The following is a 17,338-nucleotide window of genomic DNA, read 5'->3' on the forward strand; positions in this document are numbered from 1 at the left end:
CTACAGAAAAAATGTGTAATTGGGCTGGTGCCCATATTGGCCTAGTTCACCATAGTTTGCAGAATCCTGCGTTTTGGTGCGGAACCAGGACGGACAGTCAAAGACCCGACGGGGCTCTTACTGACCGGGTGCTACCCGGTCATCCGGGATCATTGACCACAAGGTTGCCACACGTTCAGCACCTTCCGGTATCCGGGTGGGATCCTCGAGTTCGTACTCCCGCAGAACAGCACGGATTCTGTCCAAAAGTTCCCTGCGCTGGGAGTTGGTCAAGTACAGCAGGTTGCTCGAGAGGACCACCGCTGCCGGTTCTTCCCCTGTTTCCCCCCGTTGCCGGCGTTCCCCGCGAGCCTTGGCGAAGGCCGAAGCCCGGCGGCGGAAAGCATCAAGCTCCAGGTCAACCACGGCAATCTCAGGGCTGGCAACACTCCCTCCCGAAATGGTGAAGTCCGTTCCGGCCGCTTTCCAGCGACGTTCCCGGGCATCACCGGCGTTTTCCGCAGGTGCCACGATCCCCCATTTCTGGAGGGCCCGGAGGTGGTAGCTCATTGCACTGGGAGTCAGCCCGGTCCTGGCAGCGAGTTCCGTGGCTGTGTGGCTGACCTGTGTGGCGTAGAGCTCAGAGATGACTTCAATCCGGGCGGCGTGCGCCAATGCACGGATAGCCTTGGGATCAGTGATCTCAACCGTCTTCTCGGCACGCTTCCGCCGAGGAACATCGCCTGACGCTTGGGATGATTCGTTGTTCGCACTCACTTCATCAGTGTAGTCAGGGTCACTTCCCGGAGGCCCGGTGTTCGATGAGCGCGGCGCCGCACCCCGGATCATGCGTTGACCTGCGCCGGGTCTGGAAGGAGGAACCCATCCAAAACCAGGTTGGTGACCTCGCGGAAAAGCCCTTCGCGGAAGGCCTCTTCGTCGAAGTCCTCTCCCCCGCCCAGGAGCGATACCAAGGCCGAGACGATCTGCCGGACCGACAATTGGCCGTCGCAGGCGGAGACGAACCCGGCCAGTTCAGTACTGAGCAGATTGGTCCGGCGAAGCCCTGCCCCTTGCCTCAGGAGGATGACTCCGGGATGAACGGCTCCGGGACGCTGGTGCCGTTCCTCGGTGACGTCCTCGGCAACCACCAAGTGCGCCTCCGGGACGGAATGTGCGGCCACCCAATCAGCCCGCTCCACGGCAGCACCCAGATGCGGTCCGATCGGCTGCTCTATTGGGTATGTAATTTCCTCAAAGCGATTGATGATGACCTCGAGCGGTGACTCAGGGCGGCGCAGCCAAATCATGCCGAATCCAATACCTTCAACGTTCCTGGAAGCAAAGTCGGCCAGGTAGGCGGCGTACGCTTCCTTGTATTGCTGGCCCTCGCGGTTCTGAGATGCGTCCTGGAGCCATGTCTCTGCGTACTGTTCGGGGCCTACCTGCTCCCGTTGGATGAACCAGACGTCCAAACCTGAGTCCCGGAGCCAGGCCTTGGGCCGGTCCTTCCAATCGGTACTGGAAGGAACCTCCCAATTGCCGAGCATTTGTGCTGTCCCGCCGGGCTCGAGGACCCCGGCCAGGGACTGTACCAAGGACGCCACGATGTCGTCGCCGGGAAGCCCGCCATCGCGGTACGTGAACTGGTCCGACGACGATTCGCCGCCCGTTCGCGGAGTGATGACGAACGGTGGGTTGGATACCACCAAGCCGAACTGCTCCCCCGCTACCGGTTCCAGGAGCGATCCAAGCCGCAGGCTCACCCGACGCTCCAGGTTGTCCGGGTCCAGCTCCAGTTCAGCGGCGTTCAGCAGAAGATTGAAGCGCGTGAACGCGAGCGCCCTCTCAGAGATGTCCGTAGCCGTGACGTGCTCGCAGTGATGGAGCAGGTGGAAGGTCTGAATACCGCAGCCGGTGCCCACGTCCAGCGCTCGTTCGCTGTGTTTCCTGAAAGTGGTTTGGACCAGCGTTGTGGACGCTCGCCCGATTCCCAGAACGTGGTCATGCCTCAGGACTCCGGGCTGCTGGTGGGCAGCGAGGTCGCTGGCAACCCAGAGTTCCGCACCGCCACTGCCATCCGTATTGGCGTCCCAGCCGTACGGGCGCAGGTCCACCTTGGCATGAGCCATTCCTGAATCCACTGTGATTAGCCCGAGTTCCTCAAGGCCTTTCGCACGGATAGCGGGGAGGGCGGAGTCGATGTCGGGGACCGACTGCGGAACGGCAAGCAGCCAAAGACGAACAATGACAGCCTGTGACCGGAGGTCAGGGTCGTTGGAGTCCATGAGCCTCTCACTGGCAAGGAGTGCGGGGATCAACTGGTCCCTGCCGAGTGCATCTGAAGCGGATGCTCCCAAAAGCTCAGCCACACCGTCCACTGTGTAGTTGAGGGCACGAAGGTCCGCGGCGAGCGCCGAAAGCAATTCGGGGCGGTCACTGCGGGGAGCATCGTCAATGTTGCCGGCAGTAAAGAAGGAAGCTGAGTCAGTCACCTTGCAAGTGTAGGGGCGGCGCACCCTGCCTTTGGATCGTGAACCTGCCCTATGTGGACAAAGGCCCCCGTTGGAACCCGGTAGCGTTGGATTCATGCTCAACTTCTCCTCAACAAGGCGCCGTGCGGGCCTTGTTGCCATCACCGCCGCGGCATTGCTGGGAGTCTCCGGTTGCCAGGCGCCGGCCAACATCGAAGATGCGGACGTTCCTGCTTGGAAGGAAAAGATCCTGCCCGCTGCAAGCGGCGCGGTCTTGGAAGACTCCGGGAAGATCCTCAACCGGAACCCGTTGGTCAAGGAGTCTCCCAACGTTCCGGGTGGAAGCTACACGCTCACCATGGCGTGCGATGGGGGCGGCAAGGCGTACTTCGCTGTTTCCTCCAGCGGCATTAAGATCGCGGACGCGGCTGCGGCGTGCAATGGCAGCCTTGATGTGGTGAAGATCAAGGTGCCCGGCACTGGTCCCCTCAGCATCTCGACGAGCAGCGTTGATGCTCCGCTGATCTTCGCGTATCACGTGGTTCCTGCCGCAGCCTAGGCCGGGGCGCACCTGCCCCGAAAGGCCTTTGGCCAGTGGCTTTACGGGCGTAAAGTCAGTGCATGGGCAGCAAGGCAGCTCGCTCGGTGGTGCCACAGCGGCTGGCGAGGGCCGCCGTCGTCATCCTTGTTGTGCTGGGCGGCAGCCTGACGGCGTGCGAATACACCTTTGACGAGGGCGGAAGGCCAGATGCCAACCCCACCTCCACAGCGGGAAATGTAGTCCTGCCGCCCGATCCGGCTCTGGAGGAGACCGTCACGGGCGAGGCACTCGAAGAGTGGGCGAAAGCGGCCTTGCCTGAGTCGCAGGGGCAGTCGTTCTACTCAAGCAGCGGGTACCTCAATCCCGGCGAGTCCAAGTCGGAGCAAACAGTTCAATTACCAGGTGGGACGTACGCGGTGACGCTGGCCTGCCGTGGCACGCGGAGGGTGACATTCTCCGTCAAGGTGGGCGAAGTGGAACTGGTCAACCTGACGCTGGGATGCGCTAATGCGCGCGTGAGCGTGGTCCAGCTGGAAAAGGACGCCATATTGTCCATCACGGTGGGCACCAGGTCTGATGCCAATTTCACCTACCGGGTGAGCCGGCTCTGATGCGGATCGTCAGGCCGCTTCGCAGCCGCCGGGGCAGCGGAGCGTTTCCGGGCTGGAGGCACATTCCTCGCAGTACAGCGTCAATGTACGGCAACTGAGGTTGGAGCAGTTCTCGAACTTGTTGGTGGGAGCAGAGCAGCGGACGCACTCGCCGATGGTCTTGGCTTCCTCACTGAACTCGACATGCATGCGCTTGTCGAAGACGTACAGCGAGCCCTCCCAGAGGCCTTTGTCCTTGAACGTCTCGCCGTAGCGGACGATCCCGCCATCCAACTGGTAGACCTCTTTGAAGCCCCTGTTGACCATCAGGCTGGAGAGTACTTCGCAGCGGATGCCCCCGGTGCAGTAGGTGACAACCGGTTTGTCCTTGAGGTCGTCGTACTTGCCAGAGTCGAGTTCCTTGATGAAATCGTGGGTGGTGTCCACCTCAGGAACAATTGCATCCTTGAACTTGCCGATCTGCGCTTCGAACGCGTTCCGGCCATCGAAGAACACTACGTCTTCGCCGCTGGACTTTTTGGCATCCACCAGCGCGTGAAGTTCCTCGGGTTGGAGGTGCTTGCCGCCGCCAACCACGCCGTTGGCGTCCACTTTCAGTTCACCGGGGGCGCCGAAGGACACGATCTCATCACGTACTTTGACGCTGAGGCGCGGGAAATCCGCGGCGCTTCCCTCCGACCATTTGAAGTCGATGCCGTGAAATCCCTTGTACTCGCGAGTGGTCTTCACGTACTGCTTCATGTTGTTGAGCTCGCCGCCCACCGTGGCGTTGATGCCATCCTTGGATATGAGGATCCTGCCGGTGAGTCCCAGTTTTTCGCATAGGGCACGCTGCCACAGACGCACGGCGTCAGGGTCGGCGATCGGGGTAAAGCCATAGAAGAGCACAATTCGGTTCAAAGCCACTGTTAAAGGGTACTTGGTGCAGTAGAATCCGTGCGTTTCGGTGAGGCTGGCGCGCTGGCCCCGGAGCGGGGCCCGGGGCCGGAAGTCACAATTCCATAAGCAACCATCGCCGGGCTGACATGGCTCTGTTGCTTCATGGTGCGCTGGCATACTCTCTCTCTATGAGTCCAGACGCCTTGGTTGAAGACATTGCGCACCTCTTGGAAGTCTGGGTGGCCGGCTGGTCCGGCTGCCGCGGCTACGAGTCACGCCAAGAGGGCCGCTTCCCTGCCACACTTCGCGCCGACAAAACCGGTGATTGGGAGTATTTCGCCCACGATCCGTCGGACGAAGAGTTCGCCGCCCTTGCGGACAAGACCGCAGAATCCCCAAACCGGATCCTGACGGTACTCACCAACGACGTCCAACGGTACAAATACCTCGCTGAGCAGCGCGGACTCACCGTGACGTCCGCATCCCAGACCATGATGATCGTGGACATGGAAACCCAGGATTCCGAGGATCCGTGGCTTCCTGACGACGATTTGGAGCTCGCCACCTTCGAATCAAACGGCGTTCATCACGCGGTGGTCCACTCCGGCGAACGGGTGGCAGCCAGCGGCCGGGTCTATGTAGTCGACGGCACTGCCGTCTTCGACAAGATTGTCACCGAACCTGATTTTCAGCGCCGTGGCCTAGGGAGCTTCATCATGAAGGCCCTCGCTGCCCAGGCTTTCGCACACGATGTAGAAAACGGTCTTTTGTTGGCTTCCTTGGACGGCCAGAAGCTCTACTCCCATTTGGGGTGGGACGTGGTGTGCCACGTCCTCATGATGTCCAGCGGCACCGAAGGATCGGACCTATCCGGAGCCTAGGGACTCCCGCTAACGGCCAAGCGCGACGGCGGCGCCACGAAGGTGCCGCCGTTGGCGTGCCCGCACAGTGACAGAATGATTCGGTGGCGTCACCAAATTCACTGATCTCCTTACTGGGCCGAACGGCGGACCCTGAGCAGTTGCGCCATGTCCACACCATCCCTGCCCGAAAAGCTGTCAACGAACCTTGGCCCGGCTGGGTCCATCAGGATGTGGTGGCGGCGTACGGCACCCTGGGCATCCACGAACCGTACCGGCACCAGATCCAAGCGGCAGATCTCGCCCATTCCGGGCAGCACGTTGTCATCGCCACCGGAACTGCCTCCGGGAAGTCGCTCGCCTATCAGTTGCCGGCGTTGGATGCGATTCACCGTTCGGAGCTGCGAGTCCTGTCTGATCCCGGAAAGATCCACGACGACGGCGCAGTCACCCTCTACTTGTCCCCTACCAAGGCCTTGGCAGCCGACCAGCTCGCGGCGATCCGCTCGCTGAAATTGCCTACGGTCCGAGCAGAAACTTACGACGGCGATACCGACGTCTCGTCCCGGAGATGGATCCGTGACCACGCCAATTTCATCCTTGCCAACCCGGACATGCTGCACTTCGGGATCCTTCCCAACCACACATGGTGGGCCCGGTTCTTCCGACGGCTGCGCTACGTCATCGTGGACGAAGCACACAGTTACCGCGGCGTGTTCGGCTCACACGTGGCCAATTTGATGCGGCGCCTGCGCCGGATCTGCGCTTATTACGGTGCGGGGACCTCCTTCCCCGAACCTGTCTTCATAGCTGCTTCCGCCACCGCTTCCGATCCCGGGGTTTCCTTTGGACGGCTCATAGGTGCTCCCGTCAGGGAAGTTTCCGAAGACTGCTCTCCGCACGGTTCCACCACGGTCGCCTTCTGGGAGCCAGCCTTGACCGACGTCAAAGGCGAAAACGGCGCTAAACAGCGGAGGACCGCCGTAGCTGAGACTGCGGACATCCTGGCCAACCTCGTTTCGTCGCGCGTCAGGACCATCGCGTTCATCAAGTCGCGTCGCGGCGCCGAGTCCATTGCCTCCATTACCAAGAGACTGCTGGACGAGGTGGATCCCAGCCTTCCCGGGCGGGTGGCCGCCTACCGGTCCGGATATCTGCCTGAGGAGCGGCGGGCTTTGGAGCAGGCTTTGAGGTCCGGCCAGTTGCTGGGGGTCTCCAGCACGTCCGCTTTGGAACTTGGTATCGACATCTCGGGTCTTGACGCCGTACTGGTGGCGGGCTGGCCGGGCACCAGGGCCTCGCTCTTTCAGCAGATCGGCCGCGCAGGCCGCGCGGGACAGGATGCAATTGCCGCTTTTGTGGCCAGCGATGATCCCTTGGATACCTATCTGGTGAACCACCCGGAGGCGATCTTTGACGTCTCCGTGGAGGCCACTGTCTTCGACCCCGGCAATCCCTACGTTCTTGGCCCGCACTTGTGCGCGGCGGCGGCCGAGTTGCCGATCGGTCCGGCGGAGCTGGATCTCTTCGGCCCCACTGCCGAGGGTCTGCTTGATCGCTTGGTGGTGCAGGGCTACCTTCGCAAGCGTCCCGCGGGATGGTTCTGGACCCACCCGGAGAGCGCTGCCGGGATGGTGAACCTCCGGGCAGACGGAGGCGGGCCCGTCAGTATTGTTGATGCCGAGACCGGGTCCCTCTTGGGAACCATGGACTCGCCACAGACGCATTACCAGGCCCACACAGGTGCCATCTATGTCCATCAGGGTGACAGCTACCTGGTGGAGGACCTCAACGAAACCGATCACTGCGTGATGGTCCGGCGGGTAAATCCGGACTTCTACACAACGGCTCGGGACGTAACCCAGATCGAAGTCCTTGAAACCTCGCGATCGGTCCAGTGGGGTGACATCACCGTGCACTTCGGCGACGTCAAAGTAACCACCCAAGTGGTCTCCTTTCAGCGCAAGGCCTTGATTTCGAACGAGATCCTCGGAGAAGAACCCCTCGATCTGGGAGCCCGGGACCTGTTTACCAAGGCTGTCTGGTTCGTGGTGGACAACCGTTCGCTGCACGGAGCCGGCTTAGTGGAAGCGGAGTTCCCCGGGGCCCTGCACGCGGCCGAACATGCCGCCATTGGGCTTCTCCCCTTGGTGGCATCCAGTGACCGCTGGGACATCGGCGGCGTCTCCACCGCCCTGCACGCAGACACCGGAGTGCCCACGATCTTCGTTTACGACGGCCACCCGGGTGGTGCTGGATTTGCCGAACGGGGCTTTGAAAAGGCCAAGATTTGGCTCACCGCCACTCGGGAGGCGATCAAGGCCTGCGAGTGTGATGCCGGCTGTCCGTCCTGTGTTCAGTCACCTAAATGCGGCAACAAGAACAACCCTTTGGACAAGGCAGCCGCCATCACACTCTTGGACGTGCTGTTGAAGGACGCCAGCTAGACAAGGGCGCCAGCTAACCACCACGGCGCAAGCCAAACAGCACCGCCATCAGGCCCGTCCTGCAGGAAGCGGCCCTCTTTGTGTCACCTACGGAGGTGGTCCCGCCCGTGCGCGGCCAGTGGCAACGCCCCACCGGAAGGGACGTGCGAGCTCAGTGCCGACCTCCACCACGTTCCCGCCGGCTACCGTGCAAGACGTGAGCTTCGCATCGTGCTTTGCGGCCACGTCTGCTGCGACGGCACAAGGTTCCCCGGAAGCAAGACCCCGGGCAGTATCTGCCGCTGCAAGAGCCGCCAGGTCAGCTGCCGATGCAGCCCGGGATGCCATTACCCCGGCCTGCGCGAGGAAAAGCAGCCCAAGAAGCATCGTTATGACCACGGCCCCAAGTCCCAGGGTGAGCACGGTGCCGGCCCCGCGCTCACGCTGGGCTTTCACGAAGACATTCTTCACGGGGTGCCCGCTTCTGCCCGCGCTGACGCAGAGGCTTTCAGCGTCCAAGGAACGAGCGAGCCTAATGCCCCGCCTACTGGCGACGAAGCTGTCACGGTCAACCACTCGCCGTCGTCGGTCAGCATCGCGCTAACGCCGTCCCCGGCAAGTCGCTTGACGACCCCTTCCACCGAGCCTGAGGTCTCACCCCGGGCCGATGCGCGAGCCCCTGCCCTGGCTGCTTCCTCCAGCCGTAATTGGGTGATACCAGCGGCGCCCCCTGCCAGCAGTAATGCCAGGAGCAACACCACGGCCGGCAGGGCGACGGCGAACTCCGCAGTGACAGCGCCCCGTTCCGCCTCTTTCCGAGACACTCTCCCGCGGGCAGGCAGTACATCCGTCATGGCAAGGACAACGCCGTACGGATCAGGTTGAGCAGGAAGCCGCGGACCTCCTCGCTCCGAAGGATGACCACAAGGAGACCCGCGAGCCCAACAGCAGCGAGGGTGGCTATGGCGTACTCGGCGGTGGCCATGCCCACTTCCGAACCCATCAGCCTTGTCCTGGCCCAGAAGCCATCGTCAGCAAGTTGCGTGTCCTCGAACTCTTCAAGATCGTCGAACCCCAATCCGAACTGCCCGAGTTCGTCCTCGAGATCGAATCGTTCAAGGTCGTCCTCGAGATCGAATCGCTCAAGGTCGTTGTGTTCAAGCTCGTACTCGGAGAGCTCATACTGCTGGGTTGTCTCCGGTTCTCCGGAAGGAGCCTTCGGGTCTTCAACAGGAGCCGGTCGATCCCGAGGTGTATCAGTGAGGGTGTCAGGAAGCGTAGTGGACAGTATTTTCACGGTGGGTTCCTTTCAAGAAGTGCCAGCGGGTCTGCCGACAGAATCGACTCTTCCGTGGCGTGGAGTAACCCGGAAGAAGTTGATTCCTGCAAGTGGATAACCACTCCTGACCCGCTGGATGTGGAGGAAAGGTCGGAGTTCCTCCTCGAACAGGCCTTGCCTCGCCATTCATCCTGAGGGAAGCATGGCGATCAGGACGGGGACGATTCCGAGGCAGATAAAGGCAGGCAACGAGCAGAGACCCAGCGGAACCACGAGTTTTACGCCCAAGGCAGCTGCCCGTTTCTCTGCGGCCCGGAACTGCTCGCGCCGTTCCCTCGCGGCCTGTGCATAGAGGATGGAAGCAGATGGCGCACCCGTCAGGGCTGCGAAAGCCAGTGCGTCCTTGAGCCGGACTACTTCAGCCGCATGCCTGGTGGGGGTCCGCCACGCGGTCTCCCAGTCGGCACCAAGTGCAAGTGCGGCAACAACTGGCCGGAGTGATTGCCTGATTGCCGGTGAAGCACACTTTGCGATAAGTTCCAGTGCCCGCCCTATTCCAGCTCCGGCGTCGAGCATTGAGGCCACCAGCTCCAGCATCATTGCAGTATCGCGGAGCCCGTCCGCTGCCGGGTCACCATGGACTGCCATCAATGACCCCTTCGGCGCTTCAGGCTCCGTGCCCCGAGGACGTAGCCGCGTCCTCAGCCGTGTGGGTGCCGCGAAGCTGATGAAGGCGGCGAGCGCCATGACGGAGATCATCACTAACACCGGAGCTCCGGGCATCAGCGGCCTTCGGCCGCGGACGCGACCAGCCGTGAGGACCACACCCGGCCAGCCACCGTTAGGACGAGTCCAGCCGCGAACGTGGCAACACCCAGGAAGTTGTTCAGCAAAATGCCCAACGGATCCACGCCCAACGCCATCCCCATGCCGAGCCCGAACACCGGGAGCCACGACAGCAGTCGAACGGTAGCCTTAGGCCCAGCGAGGGCCGTCTGGCGGGCGGCTTCGGAGTCTTCCTCGGCTTCCAGTTGGGCTGCGAACCGGGTGAGGAGGCCGGCTAGGGGGCAGCCGCTGGTTTCGGCGATGTCCAGGCATGCTGCCAGCTCCATCCATACTCGTCGTTCGGAACTGCCGCGTCGCAGATACGCCTTGGTTGCCGTGCCACGGATGGCTTCAGCAGGAGAATTTCCTACGGCTGACGCTGCCCGTGCCGCTGCCAGTACTTTTAGCGACTCGTTCGACAGCCCGGCGTTACCCTTCTGCTCCGCTGCGGCCGTGCCACCGGCCGTGATTTGCCGTGACGCGTGGATAATCCATAGCTCTTCCCACAACTTGGACGTTCCCCGCCCGCCGCGCAGGAGGGCTGCGAGCTGTTGCACCAGCACCACAAGCGGCAAAGGCTCAGTCCATTTTCGTCGTCGCCAGCGGCCGCGCCACACCCCCGCACGCGCCTTGGTACTCCCATTCCGGCCTGCCGGCTCCCCCAGGCTCGTCCGAATTCGTCGGCTGCCGACACCATTGCCCGTGAGCTGCAGCCATGCCGCCAGTGCCACAACGAGGACGAACGCACCGATCATGGGCCGTCCCCGGCTTGTGGCAACAAATCATCTGGTCGCGAGTCATCGTTCGCTTCAAGGGGCGCCAGGGAGAGCCGGGCGGCGAGTCCTGGCCATGCTGGTCCGTATGTCATTCCTGTCCGGCTCCAGATGAGTGCCGCCACCACTTTCTGGCCCGCCCGTGTATCGGCCACTACGCCAATGGATGCCACCTTCCGCCCCGACGAGGATCTGTCTACGTGAATCACGACGTCCAAGGCACTGGAGACCTGCAGCCGGACGGCCTCGGCGTTCAAACCTGCCAAGGCGCCGAGCGCCACCAATCGTGCTGGCACAGCTTCGGCGGTGTTGGCGTGAATCGTGCCACCGCCACCGGTGTGGCCGGTGTTGAGTGCGGTCAGCAATTCTCGGACTTCGGCGCCTCGGCATTCTCCTACAATCAGCCTGTCCGGCCGCATGCGTAATGCTTGGCGGACCAGTTCTCCGAGGTCCAAGGCCCCTCCACCTTCAAGGTTTCCATGGCGCGACTCGAGCGTCACGACGTGTGGATGGACGGGGTTGAGCTCGGCGGCGTCCTCGATGAGCACCAATCGCTCCGCCGGATGGCTCAACCCAAGCATCGTGGAGAGGAGCGTTGTCTTTCCTGAGCCCGTTGCACCGCTGATAAGGAAACTCAGTTTGTGCGCCATGACGGCACGCAGAACCGACTCGACGTGCGCAGAGAACATGCCACTCTCCCTCAACTCGGTCAGAGTGAACACCTCTTCCCGGCGGATGCGGATGGACAGCAGGGTGCCTGCCGTTGATATCGGTGCGAGGACTGCATGCACCCGGTAGCCGCCCTTGAGCCGGACATCCACACAGGGGGAGCCGTCATCCAGTCGCCTCCCTCCGGCTGAAACCAAGCGCGTGGCCAGTGACCTGATCTGTTGCTCACTGTCGAAACGAACCCCTGAACGTTCCAGACCGTTCCCGCGGTCAAACCAGACAGAATCGGGTCCGTTGACGAAGATGTCAGTGACGGCCGGATCCTGGGCAAGGTGTTGGAGGGGTCCCAACCCGTTCAGTTCCGCATTGATGGATTCCGCAGCTTCCAACGCGCCGGCTGTACCCAGCAATCTGCCGCTTGCCTGCACAGCTGCTGCAACCGTAGACGGGGTGACGGGTCCGTTCCCTGCGAGCACTGATTCCCGCACCGTCTCAAGAAGGACGGCGTCCAGCCTGCGGCCCTGCTGACGTCGGGTTTCCTCGGCGAAGCGGCTCATTGGATGGCGCCGTTCAACTCCGGCACAGAGTGCAGCTCCAGCACAGAGCCGGCAAAACGGCTGATCGGTTTTCGGCGTCCAAATTCCAGCAATCGTCCATCTTCGGTGCCTGCCGCCACACCCCGCATCTCGGGAAGGATGCCCAAAAGAGGCAATCCCAAAGACTCGGAGATCAGCGGAGCGTCCACAGCCATAGCGCCGGAGCCGCGTACCAGGAGTCCGACGTCGACGGGTGGTAGCTCGTCGAGGACACGTGCGGCCGCCACCGCGCATTTGAGATGGGCCTTGCTCAACAGCAAGACCCTGTCGCAGTCCCACGCGAGAGTTGCCAGTCCTTCCCGGCTGCGCCCGATGTCCACCACGACGAGTTCGAAGCTTCGGCGTGCGGCGTCAACCACGGCAGCTACGGCATCGGCCGCGGGACTATGGACCGGTTCCCGGGTCCCGGGCCATGACAGATAGGCGAACCCGCCGGCCACGGGCAGGGAGTCCCGGAACTGCGAGGGATCGATGCTGCCACGGGTTTCGGTGAAGTCGGGCCACCGCAGGCCCGGAATCTCATCAGCTGTCACCGCCAGTTCAAGGCCTCCACCCCAGCGGTCACCGTCGATGAGCAACGTGCTGACGCCATGCCCTGCCGCCGCTTGCGCCAGCCAGATCGCGGTGGTCGTAGCTCCCGCCCCGCCACTGCCACCGATGATTCCCATGACCGTGCCCCCCGGATCCGGAGAGCCCGACATGCTGAGGTGCCTAGCCAGCCAGGCAGCAGCCTCGGGAAGGACGGCTACCCGTTCGGCTCCCAACGCAGCAGCCAAACGCCATAGCCCGTCACCTTCAGAGGCTTTACCGAGCAACACTGTGGGGGCTCTTCGCCGCGGCGGCAGTTCGCGGATATCACTGCCCACCAAAACGACGTCGGCGTTGTCCCACCCATGGACGGCCTCCGTCACGTTAACGGCGGTCCTCAGGCTTCCACCTGCCGCTGCGACTATCCGCTTGGCCTCTTCCTGAAGGTAAGGGTCGCCGGAAACAAGCAGTATCCCGACGGCATCGCGGGGCACCCAGGATCCGTCCGCATCCCCCTGCGCTGCCTGGGTGCTGCTTTGCCTGTGATGCTTGCTGGCGTCCCTGTGTCGACGAATTCGCTTGCTCATGGCATCCACACTGATTGAATCGGCAGGGGCTAAAAAGGTCTTCGTGCCCTTATGTGCACAACCTGGAACGGCCGCAACTGTGGAGGAACAGTCGCTCACCACCACAGCACCCCTCCGCGCAGGGCAGAATGGACAGCATGTATTTGCTGCTCGCCGCCCACCAGGAAGGCGCAGCCATACAAAGGATCTCCCCCACCGGAAAGGCAACTGCCGACGCGCGTGTGGTCACCCGTGGTGAGTTGCCCGGCGTCGTGCGTGAATTTGAAACACAACGGCCCCGCTGGGTATGGCATCGAGCCCAGGATTGGTATCCGGAACTGCTGACCCATGGCATGGAACTGGAGCGTTGCCACGATTTGGCGCTCTGCGGAGCCATTCTGGCCCACTCCGAATTCACGGCACATACGGACTACGCCATGCATGCGGTCAAGCTCACGCAGGACGACGACTCAACACCCCCACGGGCTCTGCAGCCGCCGCCACCGCCCGTGGACCAAGGCGCGCTCTTCGACGACTTGTCGCCGTCCAACCCCAAAGTGGGGCTGGCTGAACTCAGGGAGGAGTTCGCGGCCCAGCAGCACGCCATCTCTCAGGTCCCTACGGACCAGCAGCAGAAACAACGCCTGCAGTTGCTGCTGGCCGCGGAGTCGGCGTGCGCCATAATCGCCATCGAGATGCAGCACGCCGGCGTCCCTTGGCGGGAAGAGCTGCATCAACAGATCCTTGCAGATGTCCTGGGGCCCAGGCCGCCGCTTGGGCACCGACCTCCGGCACTCGAGGCTCTCTGCGCCGAGCTCCGGAATATCCTCAACTCCCCCAGCCTCAATCCGGACTCCCCGCAGGACCTCATGCGCGCCTTGCACCGGAACGGAATCGAGGTGAAAAGCACCCGTCAATGGGAGCTCCAGGAATCGAAGCACCCTGCCATCCAACCCCTGCTCGCCTACAAGAAACTTTCACGCCTGCACACTGCCAACGGCTGGTCCTGGCTGGACGCCTGGGTGCGTGACGGCCGGTTCCACCCGGAGTACGTAGTGGGCGGTGTGGTGTCCGGCCGCTGGGCTTCACGCGGTGGCGGTGCGCTCCAGATTCCGCGCAACATCCGGGCAGCGGTCCATGCGGACCCGGGCCACAAACTCATCGTCGCCGACGCCTCGCAACTGGAGCCGAGAGTGCTCGTGGCACTGGCGCAAGACACAAAAATGGCCGAGGCGGCCCGCGACAAGGACCTCTACGCGGGCATCGCAGCCCAAGGCTTTGGTGGTGACCGTGCCAAAGCAAAGATTGCGCTGTTGGGAGCCATCTACGGTGCCACCACTGGCGAGTCGGGCAGGCTCATGCCACAGCTCACGCGAACCTATCCACGCGCCGTCGGATTCGTGGAGCAGGCGGCTCGTGAGGGCGAAGCGGGCAGGACCGTCACCACCCGGTTGGGCAGGAGCAGCCCACCGCCGTCGGCCGGTTGGCTGCGCAGCCAGCAGTCCAGCACCGCTGAAGAACAACGCCGCGCTGACAACCTGGCCCGGTCCAGGGGCCGTTTCACCCGCAACTTCGTGGTCCAGGGCTCGGCTGCTGAATGGGCGGCCTGCTGGCTTGCGGAATTACGACGGCGGCTGCGGGCTTCACGCGCGGAAGGCTCACCTATCGGGGAACTCGTCTTCTTCCTGCACGATGAAGTGATGGTTCACGCACCCGACGGCTCCGTGGACGCCTGTATCCGGGCCATCGAAGAAGCGGCCGTAGCGGCAAAAGAACTGATGTTCGGGCGGATCCCTGTGGAATTTCCGGTGAGTGTTGCCGTGGTCGATTCGTACGACAAAGCGAAGTAGCCGGACCATAGCCGGAAGCCCCGGGACTATCCAGTCACATCTCGCCATATGAGCCGGGATGACACGGCCGATGACGGGTACTGCGAAGTAACTTTAGTTCGTCCCCGGTTCTGGATACTTTCACTGTGTGGATAGTTTTGCTGGTCCACATCTGCGTGCAAGGAAGCATCAAAAGGGGGAAGCAATCGATGGCTGGCAGGTTTGAAATTCTCAAGGACAACAACGACGGTTACCGGTTCCGCCTGACTGCGGCCGACGGAACCGTCGTGGCCGTATCACCAACGTTCACGCATCTCGAGGGGGTAGTTGCCGGCATCAACGCCGTGCGGGAAAACGCCGCAACAGGACTGATCGTGGACCGATCGACGACGGCCCGCAAGGCTGCCTAAACCGGCACGAGGGCATAGGACCAGTCAGGCAAGGGTCCCGTTAGAGGTCGATGTCGTGCAGCTTGCCTTTATCCCAGGGAACGGTCCAGCCCAGTTCATCAAAGAGGCCACTGAGGACCATCCCGGTGAAACCCCAAACCAGCACTCCATTTACGGTGAAACCAGGGCTGGTGTACGTGCGGCCGAACCGGGAAATGGTGGCCGTGACGCGGTTAACCGGGTCCAGGAGGTCACGCACCGGCACCCTGAAGACCTGGGCAGACTCGGCGTAGTCCACCACCCGAATGGGCGATGGCGAATCCCACCACGCCAGAACGGGCGTCACCCGGAAGTTGCTACGAATGAGGCCAAGTTCAGGGATGACTCCGAGAACGCGGACGCCACCTGCGTCCAGGCCGGTTTCCTCCACGGCTTCCCGAAGGGCTGCGGCCACTACCGACTCGTCTCCCGGGTCCACGCTGCCGCCCGGGAACGCCACTTGGCCCGGGTGGTCATCAAGGGTATGCGCCCGTTCCAGCAAGAGGACATCGAGGTCCGCCGGCGCGATAGGCCGTCCCGATTCGGCAGGAATGTTATCCAGCACGCCGAAAAGCATCAAGACTGCCGCGGCCCGGTTGGTTTCGGGGGTGACGGGAAGTTTCTCCCAGAGGGCCGAGTGCTGTTGCTGGCCGTCTTCAAAGCGGGTGACCAGCGCGGACAGTTCCTCAAACGCGGTCACCCGGGCCTCCTTTGCGATTCCATGCGGATTTCCGCGGCCCTGTGCGTCTCGGCCAGGAGCTTCTCCAGCAACTCTTCGTTGCCCGGCGCAAGCTCATACTTCAGCAGCTTGGCTGCCTTAACGGGGTCCGTTTCGCCCTCGCCGTAGCTCGGGCAGAGGCTCGCGACCGGGCAAGCCCCACAGGCCGGCTTCCTGGAATGGCAAACCCTGCGCCCGTGGAACACCACTCGATGCGAGAGCATGGTCCAGTCCCGGGGTTCGAACAGCTCGGCGACGTCGAACTCGATCTTCACCGGATCGTCGGAGGCCGTCCACCCGAACCGACGTGCCAGCCGGCCGAAGTGCGTATCCACCGTAATCCCGGGAATACCGAACGCGTTACCCAAAACCACGTTCGCGGTCTTGCGCCCAACGCCCGGGAGCGTCACAAGGTCTTCAAGACGTCCCGGGACCACGCCGTCGTACTCATCCACAAGCCGTGTGCTGAGTGCCAGGACGTTCCTCGCTTTGGCCCTGAAGAAGCCCGTGGGCTGAAGAATTGTCTCCAGCTCAAGGGGATCGGCCTCAGCCATGGCGCGGGCATCCGGGTAGCGGGCAAACAGGACCTTGGTGACCTGGTTGACCGCCACATCTGTGGTTTGGGCCGAGAGGACCGTGGCCACCACCAGCTCAAAGGGATTCCTGAAGTCCAACTCCGCATGTGCGTAGGGATACTTGTCAGCGAGAACCCTGTTGATCTTGCGTGCCCGGCGTTTGAGCGCGAGCAGCGAACCAGCTTCAGCGATGGCCACGGTGTCCCTGCTTAGCCGCGTTCGATGTTGCTGAGCTCCCGAAGAACCCCAACCTTGCCGTCGGTGTCCTGGACCAGGAATTCGTGTCCGCGGTCCTCCAGAGCCAGGACCCATCCACCGGGTTCGATGGTGAAAGCGGGAGCGCCGGTGTGTTCCTCGTACGCTGTCCGGGGCTGGGCGACGGCGAACCAGAAGGCCTCGTACTGTGGCGAATCCGATTCCTCCGGACGGCTGGCCGGATCCACGGTGGCGCCAATCGAGTCGCTGACCCTGCGCGTGTCACCGGAGACTATGGGCGTGGCCATGGTTGCAGCCCACGGCTGCTGCGCCGCTGGCTGGGTGGTGGCTGGCTGAGCCGCATGCTGGGTGGTGGCTGGCTCGGACGTCGAGCCAGAGGCCGTCACCGGGGCGTCCTTCGCGCCCGGCTCTCCAGCAGGCTCTGCGCTCTCAGAGGAAGGCGTGGCGGGAGAAGCGCCGGCACCGGACGGCGTAGGTGCGGCAGCGGAAGTAGCGGCAGGGGCAGCGGGTGCCGAGCCAGTACCGTCGTCGGGCTTGGCGTCAGCCGCATGCACGACGGCGGGGGT

At 62.9% G+C, this 17,338-nt stretch carries 18 protein-coding genes and 1 pseudogene; 6 read left to right on the forward strand and 13 right to left on the reverse strand.

The features are described 5' to 3' along the window. Positions 1-117 precede the first annotated feature (117 nt). Together A477_RS0111775 and A477_RS0111780 are read right to left on the reverse strand one after the other, a co-directional pair. Positions 118-828 (reverse strand): ArsR/SmtB family transcription factor, encoded by a 711-nt coding sequence (locus A477_RS0111775; protein WP_017199193.1) that lies wholly within the window; start codon positions 826-828, stop codon positions 118-120. Then, positions 825-2,474 (reverse strand): DUF7059 domain-containing protein, encoded by a 1,650-nt coding sequence (locus A477_RS0111780; protein WP_026005557.1) that lies wholly within the window; start codon positions 2,472-2,474, stop codon positions 825-827. Before A477_RS0111780 ends, A477_RS0111775 begins: the two co-directional genes overlap by 4 nt. A 94-nt stretch (positions 2,475-2,568) precedes the next feature. On the opposite strand from A477_RS0111780, the gene A477_RS0111785 reads away from it, so the two are divergent. Both A477_RS0111785 and A477_RS0111790 read left to right on the forward strand, forming a co-directional pair. Continuing rightward, positions 2,569-3,012, forward strand: a complete 444-nt coding sequence (locus A477_RS0111785) for a DUF6023 family protein (RefSeq protein WP_044568748.1) — start codon at positions 2,569-2,571, stop codon at positions 3,010-3,012. A gap of 62 nt (positions 3,013-3,074) precedes the next feature. After that, positions 3,075-3,605, forward strand: a complete 531-nt coding sequence (locus A477_RS0111790; protein WP_026005558.1) for a DUF6023 family protein — start codon at positions 3,075-3,077, stop codon at positions 3,603-3,605. Positions 3,606-3,614: 9 nt separating this feature from the next. Here the strand turns inward: A477_RS0111790 and trhO are convergent, their stop codons facing one another. Continuing rightward, on the reverse strand, positions 3,615-4,511 hold the full coding sequence (trhO, locus tag A477_RS0111795) for an oxygen-dependent tRNA uridine(34) hydroxylase TrhO (protein WP_017199197.1): 897 nt from the start codon (positions 4,509-4,511) through the stop codon (positions 3,615-3,617). A gap of 161 nt (positions 4,512-4,672) precedes the next feature. Here trhO and A477_RS0111800 point away from each other — a divergent pair, with 161 nt between their 5' ends. Together A477_RS0111800 and A477_RS0111805 are read left to right on the forward strand one after the other, a co-directional pair. After that, the gene (locus A477_RS0111800) at positions 4,673-5,365 is read left to right on the forward strand and encodes a GNAT family N-acetyltransferase (protein WP_026005559.1); all 693 of its coding nucleotides are present in this window, start codon (positions 4,673-4,675) and stop codon (positions 5,363-5,365) included. Between the two features lie 83 nt (positions 5,366-5,448). Beyond that, positions 5,449-7,791 carry a DEAD/DEAH box helicase gene (locus A477_RS0111805; protein ID WP_017199199.1) on the forward strand — a complete coding sequence of 781 codons (2,343 nt, stop codon included), beginning with the start codon at positions 5,449-5,451 and terminating at the stop codon, positions 7,789-7,791. An 87-nt stretch (positions 7,792-7,878) separates the two neighbouring features. On the opposite strand, the gene A477_RS0111810 is transcribed toward A477_RS0111805, so the two are convergent. The 7 genes from A477_RS0111810 to ssd all read right to left on the reverse strand — a co-directional run bounded on the left by A477_RS0111810 (position 7,879) and on the right by ssd (position 13,027). Continuing rightward, entirely contained in the window at positions 7,879-8,226 is a 348-nt protein-coding gene (locus tag A477_RS0111810) for an Rv3654c family TadE-like protein (protein ID WP_286130199.1), read from the reverse strand. 11 nt (positions 8,227-8,237) lie between these two features. Beyond that, a complete protein-coding gene (locus tag A477_RS0111815; protein WP_237715791.1) occupies positions 8,238-8,594 on the reverse strand; it encodes a TadE family type IV pilus minor pilin in 357 nt (118 codons plus the stop codon). A 26-nt stretch (positions 8,595-8,620) separates the two neighbouring features. Beyond that, positions 8,621-9,067, reverse strand: coding sequence for a DUF4244 domain-containing protein (locus A477_RS0111820; protein WP_017199202.1), 447 nt, complete (start codon positions 9,065-9,067; stop codon positions 8,621-8,623). A gap of 168 nt (positions 9,068-9,235) precedes the next feature. Next, positions 9,236-9,832 carry a type II secretion system F family protein gene (locus tag A477_RS0111825; protein WP_026005560.1) on the reverse strand — a complete coding sequence of 199 codons (597 nt, stop codon included), beginning with the start codon at positions 9,830-9,832 and terminating at the stop codon, positions 9,236-9,238. Further along, complete coding sequence (locus tag A477_RS0111830; RefSeq protein WP_017199204.1) at positions 9,832-10,629, reverse strand: hypothetical protein; 798 nt, start codon at positions 10,627-10,629, stop codon at positions 9,832-9,834. The genes A477_RS0111825 and A477_RS0111830 overlap by 1 nt, the downstream gene beginning before the upstream one ends. Then, on the reverse strand, positions 10,626-11,873 hold the full coding sequence (locus tag A477_RS0111835; protein WP_017199205.1) for a TadA family conjugal transfer-associated ATPase: 1,248 nt from the start codon (positions 11,871-11,873) through the stop codon (positions 10,626-10,628). Before A477_RS0111835 ends, A477_RS0111830 begins: the two co-directional genes overlap by 4 nt. Then, positions 11,870-13,027, reverse strand: a complete 1,158-nt coding sequence (gene ssd / locus A477_RS0111840) for a septum site-determining protein Ssd (RefSeq protein WP_192812003.1) — start codon at positions 13,025-13,027, stop codon at positions 11,870-11,872. Before ssd ends, A477_RS0111835 begins: the two co-directional genes overlap by 4 nt. A 137-nt stretch (positions 13,028-13,164) precedes the next feature. Here ssd and A477_RS0111845 point away from each other — a divergent pair, with 137 nt between their 5' ends. Beyond that, the gene (locus tag A477_RS0111845; RefSeq protein ID WP_026005562.1) at positions 13,165-14,856 is read left to right on the forward strand and encodes a bifunctional 3'-5' exonuclease/DNA polymerase; all 1,692 of its coding nucleotides are present in this window, start codon (positions 13,165-13,167) and stop codon (positions 14,854-14,856) included. A 188-nt stretch (positions 14,857-15,044) separates the two neighbouring features. Further along, complete coding sequence (locus A477_RS0111850) at positions 15,045-15,245, forward strand: YegP family protein (RefSeq protein WP_026005563.1); 201 nt, start codon at positions 15,045-15,047, stop codon at positions 15,243-15,245. 40 nt (positions 15,246-15,285) lie between these two features. On the opposite strand, the gene A477_RS0111855 is transcribed toward A477_RS0111850, so the two are convergent. From A477_RS0111855 to A477_RS0111865, 3 genes and pseudogenes are all read right to left on the reverse strand, one after another. Next, on the reverse strand, positions 15,286-15,963 hold the full coding sequence (locus A477_RS0111855; RefSeq protein ID WP_017199208.1) for an NUDIX hydrolase: 678 nt from the start codon (positions 15,961-15,963) through the stop codon (positions 15,286-15,288). Next, on the reverse strand, positions 15,960-16,754 hold the full coding sequence (gene nth, locus A477_RS0111860) for an endonuclease III (RefSeq protein ID WP_017199209.1): 795 nt from the start codon (positions 16,752-16,754) through the stop codon (positions 15,960-15,962). The genes A477_RS0111855 and nth overlap by 4 nt, the downstream gene beginning before the upstream one ends. An 11-nt stretch (positions 16,755-16,765) precedes the next feature. After that, positions 16,766-17,338 (reverse strand): annotated as a pseudogene (locus tag A477_RS0111865) (hypothetical protein); the annotation flags it as partial.

Origin of the sequence: Arthrobacter sp. M2012083 (assembly GCF_000281065.1) — a bacterium.
Taxonomy (GTDB): Bacteria; Actinomycetota; Actinomycetes; order Actinomycetales; family Micrococcaceae; genus Arthrobacter.